Here is a 17,356-nt window from a genome sequence, read left to right on the forward strand (position 1 = left end):
CCGGCCGGGAGCCGGTCAGCGGCCCAGCCGGTCGTCCAGCCAGTCGAACATCCTCTGCTCGGTGAGCGCCCGCGCGAGGGGCTGGACGTGGAAATCCGCCCCCTCCGCCTCGGTGAACCGGACGAGCGTCGAGACGTCCGGCGTCAGGGCCGCCAGCTGCTCCGACTGCCCTGGCCAGAACTGCTCGTGCTCGGGATCCGTGATGAGCAGCGGAGTGGTGATTCGAGCCGCGACCTCCGCGACGTTGTACTGGAGAACCGCGCGCATCGTCTCGGCGTAGCCCGTGGTGCCGTACGGACGGGCGCGGAACGTCCAGGTGGACGCGAGCTCGTGCGAGAACTTCATGCCCAGCTGCATGTCGCGGTCGAACTTCTCGTCCTGCCCCTCGTCGAGGAGGGTACGCATGTTCGCGGGGAGGTGCTCGGTCCAGGAGGTGGAGACATCCACCACACCCGGGTCGGCGATCGCGGCCGCGAACCGGTGCTCGAAGGCGAGCGCGCGCGGGACCCAGTAGCCGGCCTGACTGATCCCGTAGAGGGCGACGCGGTCGGCGTCGACGCCGTCCTGTGCCCGGACGAAGTCGAGGACCGGCGTCAGCACGGCCTCCCAGTCCGGGCGGAACGGCACGTTCCGCTCGAACAGCATGGACTGCTGCCCCGGGCCGTCGAAGACGAGCGCGTGATACCCGCGCCGCAGCGCCCCGGACACCGCCGACGACCACAGGCTGGTGAGCGCCCCGTCGCTGCCGTTGGCGACGACCAGCAGCGGGCGGCTCTCCCCGGCGGCGCCGGGGGCGCGGAACAGGTAACCGGGCATCGTGGTGTCGTCATAGGGGATCTCGACCCGGGCGATGTCGTGGTCGACGAGGTCCACCCAGCGATCCCAAGCCGCCCGGTGCTTACGGAAGGTCGGCAGCAACTCGTCCTCGGTCGGCAGGGAGGCCACCGCGTTCAGGGCGGTCGCGTAATACGAGGCCGCACGCAGGTACGCACTCGCCGCACTGACCGCGTGACCGGCCGTCGCCGACGCGTCCGCCTGCGCGGCGATCCGGTCGCCGAGGCCGAGCCACGCCCGGAACCAGCCGTCGTGGTCCTTCTCGCCGACCCCCTCGACCGCGGCGAGCACCTCGCCGATGTCGGCGGCGCCGCTGAAGGCCTGACCGATCGTGGTGCGGATCTCGAAGTCGAAGTCGGCATTGCCGGAGAACCGGAACTCGTGCGTTCGCGCCATGGCACCAGCCTGGCCGCCCCGGGGCGCGGTCACCAGCCCTCGCGTAGGGCACATTTCCGTGGATGCGACCTCAGTCGATGAGGCCGAGCCCGACCAGCCTGCGCAGCACCTCTCGGCCGGCGGGCGGGCAGCGGCCGGCATCGGCGCTCGTGGTCCAGTGGACCGCGTCGACTTCCGCCGACGGCGCCGGCTGCTCGTCGGTGTACGCCCGGAAAACGCGCATGTGCACCTGGCGGCCGTCCGGCTCGCCGTGCGCCTGCGTCCGCACCTCGAACAGCTCCTCGAGGTCGTCGGGCGCCAGCCGGAGCGCGACCTCCTCGAACGCCTCCCTGGCAGCCGCCTCCGCCGCGGTCTCGCCCGCATCCACCTTGCCGCCCGGCATGTAGTACACGTCCCGCCGGCGGGCGGTGACCATGAGCACGCGGCGGTCGCGCACCACCGCGACGGCGGACACGATGAGCGGGGCGGAGATCACTCCCCCACGCTAGCGAAGCGGGAGGACGCGCGCGGTCACGCCGCCTCGGCCACCTGCTTCAGATTGCGGAGACCCTTCTCGAAGTCGCCGCCGACGAGCTTGTCGAGGCTGACGAAGCGCGTATAGAGCTTCTGCGGGGTCTCCATGCGCCAGGTGACCCGCGTCGCGTCGCCCTCCGGCTCGAGCACGAACCGCAGCTCGTTCGACGAGCGGAAGGGGCGGGTGAAGTCGAGGTGGATGCCGACGCCGTCGTCGACGGCGGTCACGCGCATCGCCCCCGCGCCGGCCTTGCGGTTGCCCGACCAGGTGTAGGTCGACCCGATCGCGCCCGGTTCGCCCGCGTACTCGCGCTTGAGGTCCGGATCCATGTCCTCCCACGGCGACCACTTCGTCCACTCGGGAAGCCGGGACAGCAGCGGCAGCAGCCTCTCCCTGCTCGCCTGGATGCGGGCGGTGCGTTCGACGACGACGGTTCCGGCCATGCGCCGACCCTAGCGCCCGCGCGCGCTCCGGCGGAAGCGTTCGGCGGAGGCGTTCCTGTGGACGGCCGGACGTGTCAGGATCGGGGCGTGACCGGCCGAACGATGCTGCTCGACAGCGCCTCCCTCTACTTCCGCGCGTTCTACGGCGTGCCCGACACGGTGAAAGCGCCCGACGGCATGCCGGTCAATGCGGTCCGCGGGTTCCTCGACATCATCGCCAAGCTGGTGACCGACTACCGGCCGGATGCGCTCATCGCCTGCTGGGACGACGACTGGCGTCCGCGCTGGCGCGTCGATCTCATCCCGAGCTACAAGGAACACCGGGTGGCGCATGTCGTTCCCGGCGGCGTCGACGTCGAAGAGACACCCGAGGCCCTCGTGCCGCAGGTCCCCGTCATCCGCGAGGTGCTGGATGCCGTCGGCATCCCGATCGTGGGGGCGGCCGAGCACGAGGCCGACGACGTGATCGGCACGCTGGCCACGACCACCGCAGGTCCCGTGGATGTGGTGACGGGCGACCGTGACCTGTTCCAGCTCGTGGATGACGAGCGCGAAGTCCGGGTGATCTATACCGCTCGCGGCATGAGCAACCTCGAACTCGTCACCGGCGACGTCGTCCTGAGCAAATACGGCGTGCGCGCCGACCAGTACGCCGACTTCGCGGCGATGCGCGGCGACACCTCGGACGGCCTTCCCGGCGTCGCGGGCGTCGGCGAGAAGACCGCGGCCGCCCTGCTCGCGGACTACGGGGACCTCGCCGGCATCATCGCGGCGGCGGAGGATTCCTCCAGCGGCATGAAGCCGGCTGCGCGTGCGCGGTTCGCCGCCGCTTCCGACTATCTGGCTGTCGCTCCGCGCGTCGTCGAGGTCGTCCGCGACCTGTCGCTGCCGACGGTGGACGCGGGTCTTCCCGCACCGTCTCCCGAACGGCGCGCCGCTCTGACGCCGCTCTCCGAGCGCTGGGGCCTCGGCGGTTCGCTCGACCGCCTGCTCACCGCGCTGGAGCGCTGACCGCGCCACCGCAGGGGTTCTCAGACCTCCGCGGTCGGCTCCCAGCGCCACAGCTCGCGCTGGGCCAGGAGCGCCAGCTCGCGCAGCACATCCAGGTCGGCCTCGCCGTCCGCCCGCTCCCGCGGCGCGCGCCCGAAGACGCAGAGCGCCCCGATGCGCGTCCCGTCCGGGGCCTCGACCGGGTAGCCGGCGTAGTACCGCAGGCCCGCGGGGCCGGCCACGAGGGCGTTGCCGGCGAATCGCTCGTCCTCGACGGCGTTCAGCACGACCATCCCGTCGGGCGTCTGGATGGTGTGGATGCACGCCGACTGCTCGATCGGGATCGACTCCAGCACGGAGCCGGTGGACGCCAGCGGCCACTCGCGCGCGTCGTCCAGCACGGTGAACATCGCGATCTCCGTGCCCAGGGTGCGCTTGGCCGTTCCGACGATTCCCTCGAGGCGCACATCACCCCCACGGCGACTCAGCTTGAGACGCTCGATCGCACCGACGCGGGCGGCGGCCTGCGGGGTGGGCACCGCCCGCTGGGCGGCGCACTCCTGGAGAGCGGGAGCCAGCGCGTCCACGATCTGCCTGGCCCAGAACAGATAGTCCCCGGGAGTGCGGTGACGGCGGCCGCCGACACGCGGGGGTGCGGCGAGCGGCACGAACAGGCTGCCGGTGTCGTGGCAGGTTGCGCGGGCGACGGCGTTCAGGAGCTCCGCGTGCGCGTCGGCCAGCCGGCCGGACGGCGTGTCGTACGGGCGGATGGAGCGGATCGGCTGAGCCCCGAGCCACAGCACGGTTCGGGGACCGCGCCGATGCGCGTCGGTGAGCAGCCGGTGGAGCTGCGTCCCCCAGGCGTGCGGCTCGGCGAAACGGAGCGCGTCGGCGACCGCGGCGCTCAGAACGACGGCGTCGTAGCGGTCGATGTCCGCTGCATCCAGCATCCGGTGCAGCTTGCGAACGCCCCCGGACGGGTGCGGCACGACGTCGACCACCGCGCCGCGGTCGGTCGCAGCGGCGAGCGACCGGGCCACCGCGCCGGGGAGTGCGAGATCGTGACTCCCGACGCCCCAGCCGACCACCGGTCCGGAGCCGATCAGCAGGACGCGCAGCGGGTGGCGGCCGGCGACGGAGCCCTGACGGCCGTCGAGGGGACGCACCAGGCGCGCGCGGATGGCGGCCACGTGTGCGAGTCGCACGCGTCTCGCGAGCCGGCGCGGCAGGGACACCCGTTCGTCGTCCACGCCTCGACCGTATCCCGGCGCCGCTCGCGTCCCCAATCCGCCCCGCCGGGGGTGTTCGCTGGGGCGACGCCCTTGGCCCACCCGCCGCGGGTGTCGGGACGGAGGAGATCCGGCTCCGAACCGCCGCGGGAGACGCGAAAGGGAGGAGGATGCCGCTCCCGGGCGCGCATCCTCCTCCCTTCCCGCCTCGTCGGTGGCTACGGCAGGATGTGGCCCGCCGACGTGAACAGCCGGTACCACTCCTGGCGCGTCAGCGGGATCTCCGATCCGGCCGCCGAGTCGCGCACGCGCTGGTCGTTGGTCGTTCCGAGCACGACCTGCATGCCGGCCGGGTGCCGCGTGATCCAGGCGACCGCGATCGCCGTCGGGGTGACGTCGTACTTCTCCGCCAGCTCGTCGATCACGTCGTTGAGCTCGGCGTAGTTCTCGCGGTCGCCGAGGAAGACGCCGTCGAAGAAGCCCTTCTGGAACGGCGACCACGCCTGCAGCACGATGTCGTGCAGGCGCGCGTAGTCGAGGATCCCGTTGTCGCGCGAGATCGACTGGTCGAGCCCCGCCATGTTGGCGGCCACGCCCTGCGCGATGAGCGGCGCGTGGGTGATGCTGAGCTGCACCTGGTTGGCGATGAGCGGCTGCGACAGCGACCGCTGCAGCAGCTCGATCTGACCCGGCGTCTGGTTGGAGACGCCGAACGCCCGGACCTTGCCCGCACTCTGCAGCTCATCGAAGGCGAGAGCGACCTCGTCCGGCTCGACCAGCGTGTCCGGGCGGTGCAGCAGGAGGATGTCGAGGTAGTCGGTCTTCAGGGCCTCCAGCGACTCGTCCACCGAGCGCAGGATGTGCTCGCGCGAGAAGTCGAAGAAACCGTCGCGGATTCCGACCTTGGACTGGATGACGACCTGGTCGCGCTCGGCGGCCGGGATCGCACCCGCGTCGCCGAACCGGCGCTCGCAGCCGTGCCGCTCGGTGCCGTAGATGTCGGCGTGGTCGAACATGGTGATGCCCTCGTCGCGGGCGGTGCGGACGAGCGTGCGGATCTGCTCGTCGTCGAGGGACGAGATCCGCATCAGGCCGAGCACGATGTTGGAGGCGGTGATGTCGGTTCGGGGGAAGGTGAACGTCTTCATGTCTCCCATCTAACCCCGCGTCAAGCCCCTGTCCGTCCCTGTTCCCGGCGACTACCGTCGGCCGGGCCAGAGAAGGAGCCCCCGATGACCATGACGCCAGATTTCCACCTCGCCGTCGACGACTTCGCCCAGGAGACGGCGCTGGGTCGCCGTCCCTCCACCCGGTCGAGGTACATCGTCAACGCTCTGGGCCGCGACTTCCGTGTCACGGACGAGATGGCCCGCATCTTCCTGAACCAGGTGGAGCGCGTTGCGGCGACCGACGCGTCGGCCCTGGTGGTGCTGCGTCACGAGGAGGGCGTCGAGCTCCTGCTGGTGACCGACGACAACTCGTTCTCGATCCGGACGGCGTGATCGGGAGATCGTCGGCACGCCCGTAAGCTTCTGGCGTGGGTTCTGAGAGGGACGGCACCGAGGACGACCGGGCTGTCGAGCGCATCCGCGCGGCCGTCGCCGGCGCCGTCGCGACGCTCACCGCCGTGGGCGCCCGCGACGAGGCGCTGGCCGAGTACGTGCCCGCCCACCGCCGGTTCCTGATCCGGCGCGAGCCCGTGCTGCGCGGGATCGGCCGGGTCTGGCGTCTCGGCGTGTTCCTCCTGGATGCGGACGGCACGCTGCGCGCGACCGGCACGCTGGTGCGGGCGACGCCTCCCGGCCGCCCGCAGTACCAGTCGGCGTCGGCGGAGGAGCGGCGGTCCCTCCGTGCGGCCGCCGCCCGCGGGCGCTTCCGCGACGGGGAGACGGTGAACTTCGACGCGCCGGTCATCCCCCTCGACGCGTCCGCGCTGCGCGCTGCGACCGGTCCACTGTTCCTCCGCGACGGTCAGCCCTGGGTGCGCTGGAGCCCGGCCGCGGGGGATGCGGGAGCCCGCGGCTTCGAGGCGTACCTGGCCGAGCGGGTGGACCTGCTGGCCCACCCGACCGAGGGAGCCTGACTCAGGCGGTGGGCGACGCCGAGGCGGAGCCGTTCCCGCTCTTGCCCGTGACCTCGTCGATCTTGGAGGTCGCCTTCTCGGTGACCTTGCTGACGGTCTCGCTGACCTTGTCTCCGACGTCGGACGCCGCACGTCCGGCGAAGTCCTTGACGTCGCCCTTCACGTGCTGAACGGTGTCTGAGTCGGCGAATCCGCGCCACTTGCGGCGCAGGTCCTCGTACGCGCCGCGTCCGGCGCGCGATCCGATGATGAAGCCGACGGCTACTCCTGCGGCAAAGGTGATGATCTTCATGGTTCGCACCGTACGCGCGGCGCAGCGACCGCGACAGGGGTCGACGGCGAGGGCACAATGTGACCGTGGCCGGACAGTGGGTGGATGTCAGCACGGCGATCCTGGTCGAGGGCGCGAGCGACCGGGCGGCCGTGCTCGCCGCCGCGCGCATCCTCGACGTCGATCTGGCGGCCGGCGGAGTCGCGGTCGTGCCCATGGGCGGTGCGATGAGCGTGCGCCGGTTCGCCGCGGAGCTCGGCCGGGACGCCGGGCTGCGGCTGCGCGGGCTCTGCGACGCGGCGGAGGTGCGCTTCTTCGAGCGCGCCGGCCTGGCCGTCGACGCGGTGTTCGTGTGCCGGCCCGACCTCGAGGCCGAGCTGCTCCGCGCTCTCGGGCACCGGCGGACGGAGGAGGTGCTCGAGCGGGAGGGCGACCTCCGGCTGTTCCGGATGTTCCAGCAGCAGCCCGCCCAGCGCGTGCGGTCGCTCGACCAGCAGCTGCACCGCTTCTTCGGCACGACCTCCGGCCGCAAGGAGCACTACGGGGCCGTGCTCACGGCAGAGCTCGCCGCGCACGAGCTGCCCGCGCCACTCCGCGGTGTGATCGGAGCGGGCCAGTAGGGTGGGCGGGTGCCTGAGACGACCGACCCCGCGCTGCTGCAGCGACTCAAGGATCTGTTCGACGCCCGGGATCGCGACGATATGGCGCCGACGATCACCGCGCTGCGTGCCGTGCTGGCCGAGCATCCCTCCGATCCGCACGTGCTCTACGAAGTGGGCGGCGCGTACGACACCGCGGGCGAGGAGCAGACGGCGGCGGAATACTACGAGCGGGCCCTCGACGCCGGCCTTGAGGGCGACACGCTGCGGCGCTGCCTGCTCCAGTACGGAAGCACGCTCCGCAACCTGGGCCGCTTCGACGAGTCGCTCGCCCTGCTCGACCGTGCGCGCGAGCTGTTCCCGGAGTCGGAGTCCGTTCTCGTCTGGCACGCCCTCTCGCTGCATGCGGCCGGGCGCAGCGACGGCGCGGTCGCCGAGCTGATGGAGCTGGCCGCCGACCGCATCCGCACCCCGGATCTGCTGCGCTACGAGGCGGCCATCCGCGGCAACGCCGACTACCTGCGATCGCTCGACGCCGACCACTGAGCGACGGTCAGGGCGCCAGGAGCGCCGCGATCACCAGCAGGGATGGCACGGCGAAGATCGTCGTGAACAGCACGATGTCGCGCGCGACCGGCATCCCCCGCTCGTAGCGCGCGGCGAAGTTGTAGACGTTCTGCGCGGTGGGGAGCGCGGCGAGCGCGACAGCCGCGAACAGCGCCTGCCCGTCGAGGCCGAAGACGAACCGGGCCACCAGGAAGGCCAGCAGCGGCATCACCGCCGACTTGAGCGCGACGGCCACGACGATCGGGGTGCGGCCGGTGCCCGCCTGCAGCGGCTTCGAGCCGACCAGCGACATCCCGAACGCCATCAGCACGAGCGGGACCGCGGCGCCGCCCAGCAGCTCGAACGGCTGGTACACGGCATCCGGCAGCTGGATGCCGCTCAGGTCGACGAGGATGCCGAGCACCGACGCGATGATCATCGGGTTGCGGATGGGCTGGGTCAGGATCGAGCGCACCGACATCGCCCCGCGGCTGGTGGTGTCGAGAACGGTGAGCGCGATCGGTGCGAACACGATGAGCTGGAGGAGCAGGACCGGCGCGACGTACGAGGCACTGCCCAGCACGTAGACGGCGACCGGGATGCCGATGTTGTTGGCGTTGACGTATCCCGCGCCCAGCGCTCCGATGGTCGTCTCGGGCGCGGGCGACCGGAAGAACGCGCGGGAGAGCGCCACGAACACGGCGGCCGACGCGACGGCCGCGATCGCGGCGACGAGCAGCTGGGTCGAGAACACGACCCGCAGGTCCGCGTGCGCGAGCGTGACGAACAGCAGAGCGGGATTCGTCACGAAGAACGCGATCCGGTTCAGCACGAACGGGGCGGTCGGACCGCCGATCCGCATCCGGCCGGCGATGTAGCCGACGAGGATCACGAAGGCGATGATCCCGAACCCGGTCAGTACGCCGCCCACGGGTCCAGCGTACGGGAGGGCGTGGGAGCCGCGTCGCTTAGACCGCGAGGAAGCGGATGGATTCCCCTTCACAGCCAACAGGACCCCCACGAGTCGCGGTCTGAGCGCTGGCGAACAGCGGCGACCAGTGAGACCTCGACCCTGGTGACGAAACGATCGTGGGCTTCGCGTCGAAAACGTGCGAGTAGAACGACTCGCTAGCCGACGGGTCCGGCGTGAGCAGCGCGCTTGTCGCGATCCGCGCGGGGCCGGGACCGAGGGATGGCTGGACCCCAGGCATGGTGAGGCCCTGCCACAATCCAACTGTCGCGCCGACGGCGTCAGAAATGACTGCAAACGCTCCGAGCTCTCCCAATTCGACCGGAGGCGTGAGAACTCGGCCACCGTTGCGAATGGTGAGCGCAAGCGAGTCCTCGAGAACCGGACTGTGCAGGAACGTTGCCCAGGCCGTGGTCTGCGTCAAGCCGAAAACCTTTGGACCGATCGCCCCGATCTCTGATCCCTCGGTGTCGAGTGCAACGCAGTACTCAGCCCGAGCCGGTTTCGACCTGTACGTCCAGCCGAAGCGACGCGCGTAGTACGCAGTCGCGGCAACAACGTCGTCGGCCCGAAGTTCCCACCAGCACGGGGTGCCTGGAGTGATCGTCACGCGAACACCGTCCGTTCTACGCGGCGATAGCCCACGGTGGCTGCGACGCCGAAGAGGACGGCATAGAGGCTCAGGATGGTGAGCGGAACAGGCGCGATCACACTGAAAGTGGCGGCATACAGGAGGTCCATCCAGGCGCCCGTCGGAATCCACGGGTGGATCGTCGCTAGCATGCCGTCGTTGATAGGGCCGAAGAGGCCGCCGGCGAACGAGAGCGGGAAGTACACGATGTTCGCGATAGCCACAGCGCCCCGTGCCGGCAGCCAGTAGCCGAGGGCGAGACCCAGGAGGCCGAGCGACACCGCGCCGAAGATGAGCGCGAAGGCGACGAGCACGACGTTCGGTGAGAGCGTGAGCGTTGTGTGCGACGAGGCCAGTCCGGTGACGATTACGGGGAGACAGAAGGTCGCCGAGAACGCCACGCCGGAGATGAGCATGGCTGCAAGCCGTTCCGAGGCTCTGCCCGGCAACGTCTGTACATAGATGCTCCAGGGTTCGTTTCGACTGGTGGCGACACCGACGCCGAACTGGAACATCATCGTGCCAAGAATGGCGAAAGCGCAGTAGCCGAGCATGATGAGCGACCGGTCTCCGGATTGTCGCAATCCGATGGTCACGTAGAGCAGTGTGGGAAAGATCGCCAGCGGCAGAAGGAACGAGGGCAGCCGGATGAGTTCGACGATACTGATGCGGACGAAGCCGAACATCCGTCTCATCGTTCGATTCCGATGCTAGCGAGCGCGTCGACGGCCTCGGCGAGCGACGGTTCTCGCACGTTGATCCTGGGGTGCGACCAGGTTTCGAGTACGTACCGTGCGACGGCATCGGCGTCGTAGGTCAGAACCGAAATACGCGAAGGACGCCCGGATCCTGGACGGAGCTCCTCGACGGTTCCATTCGGGTCGATCTGCGACACCGCAGCGCGGGTCGGATCGTGGTCGCCATCGAACTCGACACGTCGCCATCGGAGGCCGCCTCGGATGTCATCGACCGATCCCGTTGCCACCACGCGCCCGTGGGCGACGAGCGAAAGCCGGTCCGCGATCGACTCGATTTCGAGAAGGTCGTGGGAGCTGACGATGACGACGTCGCCGGCCTCGCCGCGTTGACGAATCAGCTTGTGCAGAAGCTCCTGTCCGTCGCGGTCCAGTCCGGCGACCGGCTCGTCGAGGATGACCACTCGAGATCGGCCGACGAGCGCACACGCAAGTCCCAATCTGCGCGTTTCTCCACCGCTGAGCCCACCGCACAATCGATCTGCACAGTGCTCCAGGCCGACCGCGGCCAACACCTCCGTTGTCGACAGCCGATCTGGGTAATGGCGACCCACGAAATCAACCACCTCGCGAACCTTGAGTGTCTGCGGGAAGGAAACACTCTGAGGCTGGCTTCCCACGGCACGTGCCGCCATGCCGCCGCGACGAACGACGATCCCATCGACCGTCACTGACCCTTCGTCCGGCCGACGCGCCCCCGTGAGCACAGAGAGCGCTGTGGACTTGCCCGCACCGTTTGCTCCAAGCAAGCAGTGAACTCCCGCGCCAACGCGGAGAGAGAAACCATCGAGGGCTTGGACCCGTCCGAACTTCTTCGTGACGGCGTTCCACTCAATCACTGACACGGGTCACCTGCGGGCGTCCGAACGAGGCGCCGTGAATGACGGTCTGGTCGATGCCGTTCAGACCCAGTTCATCGTCGACCATCTGGTCGAAATATCCGCCGACGCTACAGGAAGCGAGGTTCTCGGCAACGGCGAGCAGAATCATGCTCTGGATCGAGTGCCCGGCTTCCAAAAGTGCGAAGCGATAGGACCGCTGTCCGTACTTCACGCGCACCCGATCGAACGAGGCGGCCACGAAAACATGGAACGCGGCAGTTTCGGCCAGCCGTTGGTACGCAAGCACTCCATGGAGCCACTCCCTCGGCGGCGCGGAGATGGCCATCGCGACCAGTTCTCGACGGAAGGTGTCGTAGCCATAGAAGCCCGGTTCAAGTCCGTCGACATTCAGAACGATCACGAAGAAGTCAAGCGGGTAGAGCTTGCCAGGCGATGGCGTCCCTCGGCCGAATTCGCTACTTATGCCGACAGACTCATCCAGGATGCGGAAGAGGGAGCCTTGAGGAATCGATTGCTCGGGCGCGAAGGCGCTGGCCGAACTCCGCAGGCGAAGCGCGTCAACGAGAGGCATCGGTGACGACACGTGCTTGCAAGTCGACACTGTCCGTTGGCCGCGCCCTTCGATCGTTGACGGGATTCCAAAACGTCCGAGGGCCTCGGTGTCAGTGGCGAATTCGTACCCGTACGCTTCCGAGTACGATGCGCTGACCAGGCCGCTCATTTTGGAGGCGACGAGAAAATTCTCAGCAGGGTCGTCAAGCCGGGGCCGAGGCAAAGGACGAAAGGTGTCGTTCATCGTGGACTCCCTCTGCTCAGGGGAACGGATGGGGAGCGGTGGTGACGAGATTCCGATGCTGCCGCTCGTGGATCTCTGTCACATCGAGGGTTGCCGCCTGCGGGCTGAGAGCACGAATGACGTGCCAGCCCGCCTTTCGCGCATCAGATGAGGTCACGTCCGCCAGGTAGATCGACCACCCCGCCTCATGACAACGGTTGATCGCGCCTTCGAGACTGACCGGCACGCCGGACAAGAACGTCGCGAGGTTTGTCCGGCTTCCACTGTCGATGAATCGACTGGCCGGAGCGTTCGCTGGGTTGGAATGAAAGGCAATGTGAGACTCGAGTGAGTCAATTCCGGAGGCGGCAGTTCCAGGCGACATAGTGAGTGCCCAGTTGTAGGTTTGCACCGCTTCGACGATCGCTGAGTGGACCGCTTCGGCCATCGTCGGCTTAGCTGCGCATCCAACGGCGAGCCCGATACGTGACGAGCGAGCGCAGGCCAAGACTCCGAAGAGGCCGCCGGCTGCGGGCATCTTCACGAGGGTGAGTGAAACTGCAGAGCGAACCACTCGCCGTATCAAGTCGAGGAGCGACGGCGACAGCCCCCATCGGCCATCGGCCTCAGCGAGAAGGGTTCCAGCTTCGAGCACAGGATGGCTCAGCCCTCCGTACCACGAACGAAGAAAGCTGTCGCGTTCGATCAGCTCAAAGACGGCGGCTCGTGCGGCCGCGCCGGCAGAACGATGCGCGGCGAGTCCGTTGGAACTGATCGTGCACCACTCCTCACCGGTGGCGCGGAGGTAGACGAGGTCGGCGGGCACTCCGACGCTCGAACCTTCGACTGGATCGAACGCCCAGACATACTTGATCTCCGTTGTTCTCGGGTCGATGAAAGGAAACCCGGACCGGGCGTACTGCCGATCTGAAAAGGGAATCCATCTTTCAATGTCCACTCGACGGTCGTGCGATATGTCGGGCAAGTCGTCTGGCACTATGGCCGCCGAGTACCGTTCGACGACTTCACCGGTTCCGGACCCGATCAACCTGGATGCTGAGAAGCCGAACCCAGTAGCCGGGCGGTCAGGCGCGTCGGACTTCGTCCATGTGGCGAGCTTCGGCATGCTCATCATGACAGCAGGGGCGGAGATGGTGCCCGGTCGCCCCCGCGTCTGCCGGACCCCGGAGATGACCCCGAGGTCTGGCGAGATGAGCCCTTCCTCGATCGTCATGGGCGCAACCACGGATAGGCCGTCGAGTAGGTTTCGATCACGGAACAAGTCGGACATCTCGGCACACTCCAAACGCGCGACGTATACAAGGTCAGGTCGATCGAGTTGAGGACGCTCACGTGTCCAATCGCGTCGTCATCGCGGTCAACAAGAGCTCGGTGAACCATCCGGCCTGCGAGGTGGGTCGCAAGCTCCGGATCACCCGAAGCCCAGTCGAGCGTCGAACGTTCTGAGTGAGCGAGTTCCCAGTGCTCATTCGCCCACTGCGTCGTCCCTCCCTCGCGAAGAAGCACGCAGTCCAAGCAGGCCGTCAACGGGGGAATTGCCAATGGGCCCACGGTGAGAATCCGACCGTTTCCTTGCCGAAGCGGCAGATGAACGAACCCGCCCTTCCATGCCTCTGAGCTGAGTCTGGCCAGTTCAGCCGGACGTGAAGCGATGATGATCGAGACGTCAGCGGCGTCTGAACCAACCTCCATGTCGGGCAGCGTCGCCAACGTGACCTCGACGCGTTCGCGGAGCTGATCATCGTCGCTGATGACCGCCGTTCGAACGTTGCGCGCTTCGTCGATCGCGAAGTCGTAGGTGGTTGCGAGTCCGGGAGTCGATTCGCGTGGGCGCGCGGGATGTGTGACGACGACGCCGACGCTCAGAAGCCGTTCAACCAGTTCCGTCGTGTCCAAGGCGGGAAACTCGCGGGCGAGTTCCGCCACAGTGGTTCGGGAAGCGAGTCGCTCGAAGACAGTCCTAACGGCGGGATGGTCCGAGAACCGAAGGAGGGTGCGATCCCGGACGACGTACAGGCCGTCGCGGAAATCGCACCATCCGACCCCCGGAGCAAGCCGGAGTTGTTCGCTCAATTCGGCTTCTTTCCTCCGACACAGGTAGTGGTCGTCGTCGACGTGCACAGCGAGAAGTCCATGGTGTACGTATCCGGCGCCGGGCCGATCATGTCGAATTCCAGCTTCTCGAACGCTGAGTGCGGCGTCATTGCCACGGTCGTGGAGTTCATCTGAGCTTCTTCCTTTCACGTGATACGGGATCGTCCCGCGCGGGGATGATCGGGATCGCAGTTTTCGATCCGTCAGATGCACATTATTTTGTTTTTCGCGTTTAAGCAATGAATATATACACGCATTATTTTTGATGCGAGCCACGGCTCTCCTGCGCGCACATGCGCGACGTGCACCGGCAAGAGATCGACGGCGAGAGCTGGGTGTGAGCGGCCGACTGGCGGAAGCGCGATGACCGTGACCACCTAAAGCGGCAACTGAGTGACCAGCGCGCAATGTCTCCGCAGCTGGAAGAGGTCCAGCGCCTCGCCTCGCGACCTCGCATCGCCGAGCCGAACGTACCTGCGGACCCGCGACCGGTCCAACGTTCAGGAGCGTCCGAGGGGATGTGAAGTCCGCGTCAACCCGTCAGGTGCGGGCGCGGCGCGACGGCCGGGCCACCCGCACGGCCAGGGCGACCAGGAGCAGCAGCAGCGCCGCGGCGAAGGCCGTGATGGCGACCGGCGCAGAGAGGAGGGAGCCGGTCAGGCGCGAGACGCCGATCCAGGCCAGACCCCACGCGGAGGCGATGGCAGGAGCGAAGCGGCCGCCGTCCCAGACCGCGAGAGCACAGCCGATGACCGCGAAGATCGCGAGCAGGGCGATCGCCCAGCCGTGCGGGCTGCCCCCGAAGCCGTCGAAGCCGGCCACCTGCAGCAGCGACGTGATGTTCGCGACGGTCGCCACCATCACCCAGCCCAGGTAGAGGCCCATCACACCGTCCAGGAGCACGGCGTCCGCCGTCGAATCGCCCGGGTGACGGCGCAGGACGACGAAAGCGACGATCAGCACGACGAGCAGCGCGGCGATGGCGATCACCGAGAGCGCGAGCTGCCCTGCCTGGACGGACAGAATCCAGGCGGCGTTCAGGAGCAGGGAGGCGAGCACCCAGAATCCCGCGCGGCGCTGGCGGTCGCGGGCCGCCTGCGAGGGCAGCGCCTGCCAGATCGCGTAGGCGACGAGGCCGCCGTAGATCACCGACCAGATCGCGAACGCGGGGCCGGCGGGGGCCAGCAGCGTCGCATCCGCACTGAGAGCGCCGCCCGCGACCTCGGGGATGGGGGTCCCTCCGGCGAACCCGGAGCCGACGACCGCACCGATCAGGGCCACGACGGTGCCGGCGATGACGAGGGACTGACGGACGCGGTCGGCCGGCATGGGCCGCGCGGCGGCGAGCGTGCTCATGGCACGCACAATAGTCCCGTCGTCCGCGGCGGTGAAGGGATGCGGCGGAGCGCTAGGCGGATGGCGCGGACGCCACGACCACCGTCGCGCCCAGGTCGTCGTCCGATTCGATGCGCGGGCGAAGTCCGGCTGCGCCGAACAGGGCAGCCGAGACGGCCGCCTGCTCCTCCCCCGCCTCGATCAGGAGAACGCCGCCCGGTGCGAGCCACCCACCGGCCTCCGCGGCGATCCGCCGGTGGATGTCGAGGCCGTCCGCGCCGCCGTCGAGCGCCATGCCCGGCTCGTGGTCGCGCGCTTCCGGCGGCATGAGGGCGATGGCGTCCGTCGGCACATAAGGCGCGTTGACCGCGAGGACGTCGACACGGCCGCGCAGCTCGGACGGAAGCGCCGAGAAGAGGTCGCCCGCGAAGACGCGACCGCCGGGGAGGTTGCGCCGGGCGCACCCGACGGCGACCGGATCCAGGTCGGAAGCGACGACCTCGGCCGCCGGAACGCGGTCCGCCACCACCGCACCGATCGCGCCGACACCGCAGCACAGGTCGACCACGACGGCGGTCCCGGACGTCTCGACCGCCGCAGCGGCGAAATCCGCAGCCCGGCGCGCGAGCAGTTCGGTGCGCCGCCGCGGCACGAACACCCCCGGGTCGACCTGCAGCCGCAGCCCGCAGAATCCGACCCAGCCGAGCAGCGGCTCCAGCGGCTCTCCCGCGACGCGCCGCGACACCAGGTCGTCGAGCTCTTCGGGGGTTCCGGCCGCCTCGATCAGCAGGCGCGCCTCCTCCTCGGCGAAGACGCATCCCGCTGCCCGAAGGCGCGCGACGATCCGGGTGTCGGGTTGGGGCACGCGGCAATGCTAGCCGGGCCGAGCCGAGGCGCGGTCAGTAAAGCGCGGTCAGTACAGCGCGGTCAGTACAGCGCCGTCAGTACGGGCGCTGGGCCAGCAGCCTGGCCAGGTGGGCGGCGTTCTTCGCCACGACGGCGTTCGTGCTCGTCACCGACTCGGGCGTCCCGTCGAGGTCCTTGTAGTCGACGGTCTGCATGGCCTCGCCGTTCCAGTACGTCGCGCCCTGCGACGGGATGCTGAAGCCGACGTCGTTGAGGCCCTGGAAGATGTCGGCGATGATGGCGTGCGCGCCGTCCTCATTGCCCACGACGCCGACGATGCCCACCTTGCCCTCCACGAGGGGCCGCCCGTCGTCGTCCGTCTCGGAGAGCTCGGCGTCCAGGCGCTCCAGCGCCCGCTGCGCCACCGACGAGAGGTGGCCCATCCAGGTCGGGGTGACGATGAGAAGAATGTCCGAGGCGATGATCTGCTCGCGGATGTGCGGCCACTGGTCGCCGTCGCCCTCGTCGAGCTCCACTCCGGGCTTGATGTCGTAGTCGACGAGGCGCACCGCGGTGCCGGTCACATCGTGGGTGGCCAGCTCGTCCAGAAGCTGGCGCGCCAGCAGCTGACTGCTCGACTCGCCCGGCGACGGCTTCAGCGTGCAGACGAGGGCGAGCGCGGTCAACGGTCTGGTCTGGTCGGTCATGCTGGTCTGGTCGGTCATGTCGCGAGTGAACGCGCACCCGTTCTCGTCCGCAAGGGCCGCTCGGCACGCCTTGACCTTTCGGTCAGATGACCGTATGGATTGGTGATGAAGCGCATCCACTATGCGAGCGGTTCCCTCCTCACCGGAGACGACATCGCCGACGTCATCGTGCGCTTCGCCGCCGCGCTGGCGCAGAACAACGCCGCCGCCGAGATCCACGCCCCCGTGGTGGTGGACTCGGGAGGCACCGGGGAGGTCCTGCTGCTCCTCGGCCCGGCCAGCCAGATGCTGGCGGAGGACGCCGAGTACTCCGGCGCCGAGCTCCGCGACGAGTCGTTCGTCGCGGAGTTCGAGCACCGCATCGCGGCCCTCGCGCCGCAGCGGGCGACCTTCGTCGAGCACGGGACGGAGGACATCCCGGACGTCGACCTCGACCTGCTCTGAGCGGCTCCGAAGCCGGGGCCGGGCTGGCACA

At 68.8% G+C, this 17,356-nt stretch carries 22 protein-coding genes; 7 read left to right on the plus strand and 15 right to left on the minus strand.

What is annotated here, in order from left to right; all coding sequences use genetic code 11:
• Window positions 1-15 precede the first annotated feature (15 nt).
• From BJ963_RS13750 to BJ963_RS13760, 3 genes are all read right to left on the minus strand, one after another.
• Complete coding sequence (locus BJ963_RS13750) at window positions 16-1,230, minus strand: alpha/beta hydrolase family protein (RefSeq protein WP_179457213.1); 1,215 nt, start codon at window positions 1,228-1,230, stop codon at window positions 16-18.
• 70 nt (window positions 1,231-1,300) lie between these two features.
• Window positions 1,301-1,705, minus strand: coding sequence for an NUDIX domain-containing protein (locus BJ963_RS13755; RefSeq protein ID WP_179457214.1), 405 nt, complete (start codon window positions 1,703-1,705; stop codon window positions 1,301-1,303).
• Window positions 1,706-1,740: 35 nt separating this feature from the next.
• The gene (locus BJ963_RS13760) at window positions 1,741-2,187 is read right to left on the minus strand and encodes an SRPBCC family protein (protein WP_179457215.1); all 447 of its coding nucleotides are present in this window, start codon (window positions 2,185-2,187) and stop codon (window positions 1,741-1,743) included.
• A 102-nt stretch (window positions 2,188-2,289) separates the two neighbouring features.
• Between BJ963_RS13760 and BJ963_RS13765 the strand changes: the two genes are divergently transcribed.
• A complete protein-coding gene (locus tag BJ963_RS13765; protein ID WP_179458155.1) occupies window positions 2,290-3,198 on the plus strand; it encodes a 5'-3' exonuclease in 909 nt (302 codons plus the stop codon).
• Between the two features lie 20 nt (window positions 3,199-3,218).
• On the opposite strand, the gene BJ963_RS13770 is transcribed toward BJ963_RS13765, so the two are convergent.
• Both BJ963_RS13770 and BJ963_RS13775 read right to left on the minus strand, forming a co-directional pair.
• On the minus strand, window positions 3,219-4,427 hold the full coding sequence (locus BJ963_RS13770; RefSeq protein ID WP_179457216.1) for a hypothetical protein: 1,209 nt from the start codon (window positions 4,425-4,427) through the stop codon (window positions 3,219-3,221).
• A gap of 197 nt (window positions 4,428-4,624) precedes the next feature.
• Window positions 4,625-5,554 carry an aldo/keto reductase gene (locus tag BJ963_RS13775; protein WP_089916415.1) on the minus strand — a complete coding sequence of 310 codons (930 nt, stop codon included), beginning with the start codon at window positions 5,552-5,554 and terminating at the stop codon, window positions 4,625-4,627.
• An 84-nt stretch (window positions 5,555-5,638) separates the two neighbouring features.
• On the opposite strand from BJ963_RS13775, the gene BJ963_RS13780 reads away from it, so the two are divergent.
• Window positions 5,639-5,908, plus strand: a complete 270-nt coding sequence (locus BJ963_RS13780; RefSeq protein ID WP_089916412.1) for a TetR family transcriptional regulator — start codon at window positions 5,639-5,641, stop codon at window positions 5,906-5,908.
• Window positions 5,909-5,943: 35 nt separating this feature from the next.
• Window positions 5,944-6,489 (plus strand): hypothetical protein, encoded by a 546-nt coding sequence (locus BJ963_RS13785; RefSeq protein WP_179457217.1) that lies wholly within the window; start codon window positions 5,944-5,946, stop codon window positions 6,487-6,489.
• Window position 6,490: 1 nt separating this feature from the next.
• Here the strand turns inward: BJ963_RS13785 and BJ963_RS13790 are convergent, their stop codons facing one another.
• Window positions 6,491-6,781 (minus strand): hypothetical protein, encoded by a 291-nt coding sequence (locus tag BJ963_RS13790; protein WP_179457218.1) that lies wholly within the window; start codon window positions 6,779-6,781, stop codon window positions 6,491-6,493.
• Between the two features lie 65 nt (window positions 6,782-6,846).
• On the opposite strand from BJ963_RS13790, the gene BJ963_RS13795 reads away from it, so the two are divergent.
• Both BJ963_RS13795 and BJ963_RS13800 read left to right on the plus strand, forming a co-directional pair.
• Window positions 6,847-7,380, plus strand: coding sequence for a TOPRIM nucleotidyl transferase/hydrolase domain-containing protein (locus BJ963_RS13795; protein WP_343037285.1), 534 nt, complete (start codon window positions 6,847-6,849; stop codon window positions 7,378-7,380).
• 9 nt (window positions 7,381-7,389) lie between these two features.
• Complete coding sequence (locus BJ963_RS13800) at window positions 7,390-7,905, plus strand: tetratricopeptide repeat protein (RefSeq protein WP_179457220.1); 516 nt, start codon at window positions 7,390-7,392, stop codon at window positions 7,903-7,905.
• 7 nt (window positions 7,906-7,912) lie between these two features.
• Here BJ963_RS13800 and BJ963_RS13805 read toward each other — a convergent pair whose 3' ends face one another.
• The 6 genes from BJ963_RS13805 to BJ963_RS13830 form a co-directional block, all read right to left on the minus strand.
• The gene (locus BJ963_RS13805) at window positions 7,913-8,836 is read right to left on the minus strand and encodes an AEC family transporter (protein ID WP_179457221.1); all 924 of its coding nucleotides are present in this window, start codon (window positions 8,834-8,836) and stop codon (window positions 7,913-7,915) included.
• Between the two features lie 645 nt (window positions 8,837-9,481).
• Window positions 9,482-10,192 (minus strand): ABC transporter permease, encoded by a 711-nt coding sequence (locus BJ963_RS13810; RefSeq protein ID WP_179457222.1) that lies wholly within the window; start codon window positions 10,190-10,192, stop codon window positions 9,482-9,484.
• A gap of 5 nt (window positions 10,193-10,197) precedes the next feature.
• The gene (locus tag BJ963_RS13815; RefSeq protein ID WP_218857093.1) at window positions 10,198-11,106 is read right to left on the minus strand and encodes an ABC transporter ATP-binding protein; all 909 of its coding nucleotides are present in this window, start codon (window positions 11,104-11,106) and stop codon (window positions 10,198-10,200) included.
• On the minus strand, window positions 11,093-11,899 hold the full coding sequence (locus BJ963_RS13820; protein ID WP_179457224.1) for a SagB/ThcOx family dehydrogenase: 807 nt from the start codon (window positions 11,897-11,899) through the stop codon (window positions 11,093-11,095). Before BJ963_RS13820 ends, BJ963_RS13815 begins: the two co-directional genes overlap by 14 nt.
• A gap of 16 nt (window positions 11,900-11,915) precedes the next feature.
• Complete coding sequence (locus BJ963_RS13825) at window positions 11,916-13,112, minus strand: YcaO-like family protein (protein WP_179457225.1); 1,197 nt, start codon at window positions 13,110-13,112, stop codon at window positions 11,916-11,918.
• On the minus strand, window positions 13,109-13,795 hold the full coding sequence (locus BJ963_RS13830; RefSeq protein WP_179457226.1) for a hypothetical protein: 687 nt from the start codon (window positions 13,793-13,795) through the stop codon (window positions 13,109-13,111). The genes BJ963_RS13825 and BJ963_RS13830 overlap by 4 nt, the downstream gene beginning before the upstream one ends.
• On the opposite strand from BJ963_RS13830, the gene BJ963_RS13835 reads away from it, so the two are divergent.
• Window positions 13,739-14,128 carry a hypothetical protein gene (locus tag BJ963_RS13835; protein WP_179457227.1) on the plus strand — a complete coding sequence of 130 codons (390 nt, stop codon included), beginning with the start codon at window positions 13,739-13,741 and terminating at the stop codon, window positions 14,126-14,128. The two genes, BJ963_RS13830 and BJ963_RS13835, sit on opposite strands and share 57 nt — an antisense overlap.
• A 405-nt stretch (window positions 14,129-14,533) precedes the next feature.
• Here the strand turns inward: BJ963_RS13835 and BJ963_RS13840 are convergent, their stop codons facing one another.
• The 3 genes from BJ963_RS13840 to BJ963_RS13850 all read right to left on the minus strand — a co-directional run bounded on the left by BJ963_RS13840 (window position 14,534) and on the right by BJ963_RS13850 (window position 16,881).
• Window positions 14,534-15,349 carry a TspO/MBR family protein gene (locus tag BJ963_RS13840; protein ID WP_179457228.1) on the minus strand — a complete coding sequence of 272 codons (816 nt, stop codon included), beginning with the start codon at window positions 15,347-15,349 and terminating at the stop codon, window positions 14,534-14,536.
• A 52-nt stretch (window positions 15,350-15,401) separates the two neighbouring features.
• Complete coding sequence (locus BJ963_RS13845) at window positions 15,402-16,193, minus strand: putative protein N(5)-glutamine methyltransferase (protein ID WP_179457229.1); 792 nt, start codon at window positions 16,191-16,193, stop codon at window positions 15,402-15,404.
• A gap of 76 nt (window positions 16,194-16,269) precedes the next feature.
• A complete protein-coding gene (locus tag BJ963_RS13850) occupies window positions 16,270-16,881 on the minus strand; it encodes a flavodoxin family protein (RefSeq protein WP_179458156.1) in 612 nt (203 codons plus the stop codon).
• Window positions 16,882-16,986: 105 nt separating this feature from the next.
• Between BJ963_RS13850 and BJ963_RS13855 the strand changes: the two genes are divergently transcribed.
• Entirely contained in the window at window positions 16,987-17,325 is a 339-nt protein-coding gene (locus BJ963_RS13855) for a hypothetical protein (RefSeq protein WP_179457230.1), read from the plus strand.
• The last annotated feature ends 31 nt before the right edge of the window (window positions 17,326-17,356 follow it).

It is taken from the genome of Leifsonia soli (genome assembly GCF_013408745.1).
GTDB lineage: Bacteria > Actinomycetota > Actinomycetes > Actinomycetales > Microbacteriaceae > Leifsonia > Leifsonia soli.